The 6,675-nt window shown below is 62.6% G+C and carries 10 protein-coding genes and 1 pseudogene; all 11 read left to right on the top strand.

Annotation, left to right across the window (positions count from 1 at the left end; all coding sequences use genetic code 11):
- Window positions 1-50: 50 nt before the first annotated feature.
- A pseudogene (locus tag TRIHO_RS11815) lies at window positions 51-266 on the top strand (zincin-like metallopeptidase domain-containing protein); the annotation flags it as partial.
- Between the two features lie 23 nt (window positions 267-289).
- Entirely contained in the window at window positions 290-499 is a 210-nt protein-coding gene (locus tag TRIHO_RS11810; protein WP_005617043.1) for a DUF6330 family protein, read from the top strand.
- An 88-nt stretch (window positions 500-587) separates the two neighbouring features.
- On the top strand, window positions 588-977 hold the full coding sequence (locus TRIHO_RS11805) for a DUF3768 domain-containing protein (RefSeq protein WP_005617042.1): 390 nt from the start codon (window positions 588-590) through the stop codon (window positions 975-977).
- A gap of 155 nt (window positions 978-1,132) precedes the next feature.
- On the top strand, window positions 1,133-3,115 hold the full coding sequence (locus TRIHO_RS11800) for a ParB/RepB/Spo0J family partition protein (RefSeq protein WP_068243651.1): 1,983 nt from the start codon (window positions 1,133-1,135) through the stop codon (window positions 3,113-3,115).
- Window positions 3,116-3,187: 72 nt separating this feature from the next.
- Window positions 3,188-3,781: a regulator gene (locus TRIHO_RS11795; RefSeq protein WP_068243650.1), complete on the top strand. Its 594-nt coding sequence runs from the start codon at window positions 3,188-3,190 to the stop codon at window positions 3,779-3,781.
- A complete protein-coding gene (locus TRIHO_RS11790) occupies window positions 3,781-4,434 on the top strand; it encodes a DUF6927 domain-containing protein (RefSeq protein ID WP_068243649.1) in 654 nt (217 codons plus the stop codon). Before TRIHO_RS11795 ends, TRIHO_RS11790 begins: the two co-directional genes overlap by 1 nt.
- Window positions 4,435-4,559: 125 nt before the next feature.
- Window positions 4,560-4,886 carry a type II toxin-antitoxin system PrlF family antitoxin gene (locus tag TRIHO_RS11785; RefSeq protein ID WP_068243657.1) on the top strand — a complete coding sequence of 109 codons (327 nt, stop codon included), beginning with the start codon at window positions 4,560-4,562 and terminating at the stop codon, window positions 4,884-4,886.
- Window positions 4,883-5,401, top strand: coding sequence for a type II toxin-antitoxin system YhaV family toxin (locus tag TRIHO_RS11780; RefSeq protein WP_005668774.1), 519 nt, complete (start codon window positions 4,883-4,885; stop codon window positions 5,399-5,401). The genes TRIHO_RS11785 and TRIHO_RS11780 overlap by 4 nt, the downstream gene beginning before the upstream one ends.
- A gap of 94 nt (window positions 5,402-5,495) precedes the next feature.
- Entirely contained in the window at window positions 5,496-5,660 is a 165-nt protein-coding gene (locus TRIHO_RS23915) for a hypothetical protein (protein ID WP_165595912.1), read from the top strand.
- A complete protein-coding gene (locus TRIHO_RS11775; protein WP_005668776.1) occupies window positions 5,650-5,802 on the top strand; it encodes an antitoxin PaaA2 family protein in 153 nt (50 codons plus the stop codon). The genes TRIHO_RS23915 and TRIHO_RS11775 overlap by 11 nt, the downstream gene beginning before the upstream one ends.
- Window positions 5,803-5,905: 103 nt before the next feature.
- Window positions 5,906-6,675: methyltransferase (locus TRIHO_RS11770; protein ID WP_165595911.1), on the top strand; the 770-nt coding region annotated here is incomplete at its 3' end.

Raw genomic sequence — 6,675 nt, 5'->3', positions numbered from 1 at the left:
CTGTCTGCGGTCACTGACAAGGCATATTTCGAGCTTGACTGTCAGGATAAGTCGCAGAATTGACCTCGGTGTTCCTGGGTCAGACGCTCGGCTTCACGGCTCATACGCTCGAGATGAATGCCGCCTATCTCCACAACTGGTTGCGCGTTCTTCGGTCGGACAAGGGCGCGATCTTCAAGCACGCCGCTGACGCGCAGCGCGCTTGCGACTATCTGATCGCCAGATCGGAGGTGGGCAGGGCAGGTCGCAGTGCCGAGGCCGCCTGACCGCACGGAGAACGGAGACACCTATGTCACGTAAGGAACCCAAAACGCTGCGGGTGGCCTGCTTCAACGACGGCCGCCGCAAGATCATCACCTTCAAGCGCGGTGCCTATTGGTGGAGCGCTGCCGAGGGCGCTTATCCGCTCTCGGCAGCGCTCGAGAGCATCAAAGAACAAGGCGGCTGGATCGAAACCATCCCCAACCCGAATTACAGACCCAAAGGGCTGTTCGGGTAGGGCGTCTTCGGCCTCGATTCATCCGCCAAGCGGAAAAGAAAAAGCGGGCTTTGAGAAGGGTGTTTCAAACCTCTCAAAGGAGATCCCCATGTCCATGAATGTTCAACCCCAGCCAGACCGTCCGGATCCGACCGTGATCGCGGTGCAGAACGATGCCTTCCGCAAGCTTGCATGCCTTGGCGTGCCGCCTGCGCAGCCCATCCAAGGCCGGATGCATGTCACCCGCTCGCTCATGGAGGCCGGTGACGGCTTCATGGCCGAGGCGGTGAAGGCCACCGGTGCGTTCGATACATTCGAGCCTGAGAATGATCCCGAGGGCTGGCACGATTTCGGGGCGGTCGAGATCCGGGGAGAGACCGTGTTCTGGAAAATCGATCTCTATGAGGCGGATTCGGATTTCCGCTACGGAGCTGAGACCCCGGACAATCCTGCCACGACCATGCGTGTGCTGACCATCATGCTGGCGCGCGACTGGTAGGGCAGGGGACACCCTCTCCTGACACCCCAGGCGATGAAGGCCCACTGACCCCTCAAAGGGAGAGTGGGCCTTTTGTTGTGGTGATCCCTGAAGACGGGGATTGGCCGCGCATCTGAATGCGCGGGCCGCACCCTACCCATCGAAAAGGACATCCCATGACCGCAAGTTTCAAACCCGTCTCCGTCGCTATTGGCGATCTGACTGCCCACCCCGCCAATGTGCGCAGCAACTCCCCGGAAACCTATGACTCCGAGAACATCGCCCATCTGAAAGCCAGTATCGCTGTGCTGGGCCTGCTCCAGCCGCTCCTGGTTCAGAAGCTCGACGGCAAATACGCCGTGCTTGCCGGTGGCCGGCGACATGCCGCGCTGAAGGAGCTGGTCACGGACAAGGCCGCCAAGGGGTTCACCGCGAAGACCAAGGTGGACTGCCGCCTCGTGCCGGAAGACTGCGACGTGACCACGGCATTGTCGCTCGCCGAGAACATCACCCAGGCGCCGATGAACGCCATCGACGAATTCGAGGCCTTCGCCCGGATGATGGAGATCGACGGCCAGTCGCCCGAGACCATCGCAAAGACCTTCGGCACCACGGTCGCCGCCGTGAAAGGCCGGTTGCGCTATGGCCTGATCCACCCTGACATCCGCGCCGCAGCCCGGGCCAAGACGATCACGCTCGACACGATGAAAGCCTTCGCCGAGCACCCGAGCCAGGAGGCGCAGCGCGAGGTCTTCGAGGCGCTGGCCAAGGAAGACAACTACCTGCAAGCCTACACCGTGCGACAGGCGCTCAAGTCCCGAGGCGTGCAGGTCAGCGACGATATCGGGGCCTTTGTGCGCGAGGAGTATGAAGCGCGGGGCGGTGCCGTTGCGGCCGATCTTCTGGAAGAGCATTCGGTTCTCGAAGACGCGTCGCTTGTCGAGGCCATCCTTCTCGAGAAACTGACCGCCGCCGCCGAGGAGGCCCGTATGAGGCTGGGCTTTGCCTGGGCCGATGCGATGGTGCGCTATGATTACGCGACCATGGCCGACTACGGCCGCGTCTATCCCGGCCCGATCGAGCCGGATGAGGCTGTCCAGAAGCGCATCGATGAGATCACCGCCGAGCTTGAGAAACTGCAGCTCGAAATGGAGGATGAGGGGCTCGAGGACGACGCCTACAACGCTCTCTACGACCGCGTGGACGCACTGGAAGAGGAAGCCCGCGACCTGCAGGAGGCCTACAGCGCCGAGGACCTCGCGCGGTCTGGGGTGATCGCGTCGTGGCAGGGTGGGCAAATCACGCTCCATGTTGGCCTCGTCCGCCCGGAAGACACCGTCAAAGAGGAGGGCGCGCGCGGCTCCTCGGCTAGCCCGACCGGGGAGGAGGCCCCGGACCCGGGCGAAATCACTTATCCAGCCTCGCTGGCCGAGGACCTCAAAACCGAGCGGGCCATGGCCCTTGGCGCCGCGATGGCGCTGCATCCGGAGGCCACTCTCGATCTGACGCTCTTCAAGCTGGTCAGTGACGTTCTGGCCAGCGGCATGAGTGTCACGCAGGCGATCAAGATCGACGCCCGCAAGGAATACCGCACCCACGCCAAGATGGACGAGATCGACGAGACCTCGCTCGAGCAGGTGGGGGCGGCGCATGATGCGCTTGACCTTTCGTGGCTCGATGACACCCGCGCGCCCGTCGATCAGTTCGCGGCGTTTCGTGCGCTGGAGGCAGGTGAAAAGACCAAGCTCGTCGCCTATGCCACGGCTAGCACCACGCAGTCCTGCTTCGCGCGGGATCCTCGGCGCGACAGCCTGATGCATGACTTTGAGATTGAGATCATGCCCGACATCCGCGCCCACTGGACGCCGAATGCGGCGCTCTTCAACCGCTTCAAAAAGGCCTGGCTCCTGAAGATCCTCGGCGAGGATCTGGGTCTCGCTCAAGAAGCGGTGACGCTGGCCTCGTCGAGCAAGAAGGAGATCGTCGCCTTCTGCGACAAGCTCTTTGCCGAACCCTTCGCCACCCTCACCGACGCGCAGCGCGCTGCCGTGGCCGCCTGGTGCCCGCCGATGATGCAGACCGCCGGTGTCGCCTGTGATGAGGCGGAACCCGCTGCGGAAACTCCCGAGCCTGACAGCGAGGTCGCGCAAGCGGCCTGAGCCACCACACGACCCGTGCAAGCCCTTCCCTGCGCGGGTCGACCCTCCCACACCCAACCGAAAGACATCCCCATGGCTATTCTCAAGTTCTCCGCCTGCGCCGTCGCGGCGCAGATCGCTCATGCGCGCGCCTGCAAAACCTTCCTGCCTAACTGGAACGGGCCGGTGGACAGGCCCGCCCTGATCCTCATCGTCGGCAATGGTGTGCATCTGCGCTCGAACGGCATTGATGGCACGACCACCCGTATCGTCACGACCGAGCAGGCGGATCCCTCCTTTGCCTTCGCCGATGGCTTGAACCCGTTTCGGGATGCCGATTGGATGGCGCAGCGGCGCATGGCGTTCCGCGACCTGACCGGTCAGTTTTACACCGATATCCTGGATGACGTGCAGGTGCTCATAGACCGGGGGCAGGGGGCGATCCGGCTCGCCACCGATGGCCACAGTATCCGCGTCTTCGTGCGCCGGGCCTCGGACTATCTCATCGGAGGGACATACGAGGTGCCTTCAGGTCTTGGCGGCACGTTCCGGGTCATCCTTAAGGATGCCTGCGACACCTTCGCGATCGTGCAGAACTGCGGCAATTGCGAGGATTTCGATGCCATGCAGCCCTACCGCGTGCCGCTCGATGCCCTGATGGAAATCGATGACCGGAGGGCGGCGTGATGGGTTGGCTCTTCTATACCGACGGCCGCGTCCAGACCTACGCGGATGAGAAAGCGGAAATTGCCCGGCTCTGCACTTTCGAGGGCGACACGCGCAAAACCGAACTGGTGAAAGCCTGCAAGGTCGGCTCCACCTGGTATGCGGCCGCAAGGGTCACCAATCTCGACGGCACCGCTGTCGAGGACGCGACCTATGTCACGGATGCGGACGGCTCGATCACCTTCGGAGCCGTCTTCCTCACCCGCTACGATGATGGATGCTGGGGCTACAAGGACATTGAAGAAAGCGGTGGCCCAAACGAGTCCCGCGCTCCCCTTGGCCTGATCAAGCTTCTCTCCGGCTTGAAAGACCCCGACAGCTATGCCCATGCCTGGCGCCAGCGCTGCCGGGACTGGGCTGCAATCCCGGACTACGAGGAAGGAGACAGGATCAAGCTCGCCGCCCCTGTGACGCTCACCGATGGCAGTACATGCCAGTTCGTCACCGCGACCCACTACAGGCGGGGCCGGCAGAAACGCCGCTGCTACCGCATCGAGGAGACCGACGGGCTCGTACGGCTCTCAAGGGCCTCGCTTGCGGGCTCGGAGCTGCTCAGCTCCGCGAAGGGTGCGGCCAGTCCGGTGCTGGCGGAGTATTTCGCGGGGCGAGATTAGGCCCTGTGCCGGACGGTTCATCGACCTCCCCGGCGACAGCAGATCTTGCAGCTTGTCTTGACAAGGCAATGCAAATGCATTACCTATCGCAGGCAGCAAAGACCCTTTTCTTTCAGGAGACTGCCATGACAGCGTTCGCACAAGATGTCTCGAAACTCACGGATCGGTATCAGACGACCGTGCCGGCGGGTGTGCGTAAACAGCTCAAATTGGGCAAGGGCGACCAGATTCGCTACTGCACCGAGCCGAGTGGCAGGGTCTATATCGAGCCCGTGCGCAGCGACGAGGATGATCCTGCGCTCGGCGCCTTTCTCGATTTTGTCGAGGCCGATATCAAGGCGCATCCGGACCGCATTCGAGCGTTCGATGGCGCTTTGCATGACCGTCTTGCAGCACTGGTCGGAGACGTTGACGTCGATCTCGATGCGCCGCTATCGCTCGAGGATGAATGACCGGCGATAGCGTGCCAGTCCAAGCGCCCCTTGTCGTAAACGGATGGTCGATTTATGCGCATCCGCTCTTTCTGGACCAGATCGAAGGGCTGATCGAGGAAGTCGAGGCGCGTAAGGCACGCGATCCTAAGACCTGGCGCAAGAAAAACCCGACGAAACGGCTGGCCGCCATCTTCAAGCTGGTCACCGAGGCCATACCGGCAGATCCGGGTGCCGCCGCCTTCCGGCAAGGCGGCACACTCGGCGATCACCGCAAGCACTGGTTCCGGGCGAAATTCTTCCAGCAGTATCGGCTGTTCTATCGGTTCAACAGCGATGCGAAGGTCATCGTGGTGGCCTGGGTGAATGACGACAAGACCCTGCGCGCCTACGGCAGCAAGACGGATGCCTATGCGACGTTCAAAGGGATGTTGGAAGATGGCAATCCACCTGACAATTTCGACGCGCTCTTGAAAGAAGCTGCAGCGGCGGCCAAGCGGTTCGAAACTTCCCTTGAAGCGGTGCCCGATCGGTAAGTGGGCCAGCTTGCTGTGACCCTTTGGCATTGTCGTTTACGACGCCCCGCTGGAAGATGTAGCATCGGCTGATAATGGGGTCGGAGAAAGCACAATGATTGAGGCGGAAAAGGATAGGCAGCACCTCGGGCTAGAGGAGCAATGCGCGCTTGACCTGACGGGGCACCGTTTCCCAATTGCTGTGCACGTTGCAGACATGCCCGATGACTTCGGCAAGCTGCTGGATATCGGGCTCGAGGAGCATTTCCGTGGCGGCTGATGTCAATTCGTATGACGCGTGGTTTCGCGCGAAGGTGCAGGCCGCGCTGGAGGAGAAATGCACGGGAACATCTCAAGTTCAGGTGATGCAGGCCGCACAGGCATTGATTGATGCGAAACGGGAGGTCGAACCCAAGTCCTGACCAAGCCTTGGAGGTCAGCGCGGTCTGACCCCCGTCACCCTGAAAAGCGAAAGCGGGCTTTTTGTCCTTTGGAACTCAGACCCTGATCCAAAGGAAAATCCCCATGTCCAAACCCAGAACGGCCAACCCGGCTCTCGCAATCTCCGAAGCCGATCTCGCCTCTGCGCTAGCGCTTATCGGCACAGAGATCCACCACCAACCCCTGCGCAGTTCAGCGCTCGCGCGCGTCATGCGCGAGACGTTTCATGGCAGCGATGCCGGCGGTGCCTGGGACTGGCGTATGGCATATGACCTGATGCAGGCCGCGGCTGTCCAGGTGCTGCTGCGTGGGGACGGCGTGGCAGGTGATGTCGCCGCTGCAAGGCTGCTTGCCTCGCGGCTGCTGACGGAAACGCGCCGGTCAGAGCAGCAGATCCGGCTGCAGCAGTTTTCCACGCCGCTGCCATTTGCGGCGCTGGTCTTGCAGGCCACGGCGATCCGCAAGGGCGAGACCGTTCTGGAGCCCTCGGCTGGCACCGGTGCACTGGCCGCTTTCGCCGCCCGGGCTGGTGCCACGCTTTTGCTCAACGAGATCGACCCCTTTCGCCAGCGCCTCCTGCGCGCGGTTTTCGGCGGCGAGGTGACGGGCCATGACGGCGAGCATATCGACGATCTGCTGCAGTCGCCGCTTCTACCCGACGTCGTGGTGATGAACCCGCCCTTCGCCTCATCGGTCGATCGCTCCCGAGACAAGCACATCGCCGCCAAACATCTCGTCGCGGCTGCCAAGCGTCTCGCGCCCGGTGGGCGGCTGGCGGCGATCATGCCGCCGGGATTCGCGCCCGAACGCGATGCCGCGCATTGGTCACGCGCCTGCGGTCTCCTGACGCCGCG

This window comes from Tritonibacter horizontis (assembly GCF_001518015.1).
Classification (GTDB): domain Bacteria; phylum Pseudomonadota; class Alphaproteobacteria; order Rhodobacterales; family Rhodobacteraceae; genus Epibacterium; species Epibacterium horizontis.
This window is presented reverse-complemented; position numbering and strand designations above follow the sequence as displayed.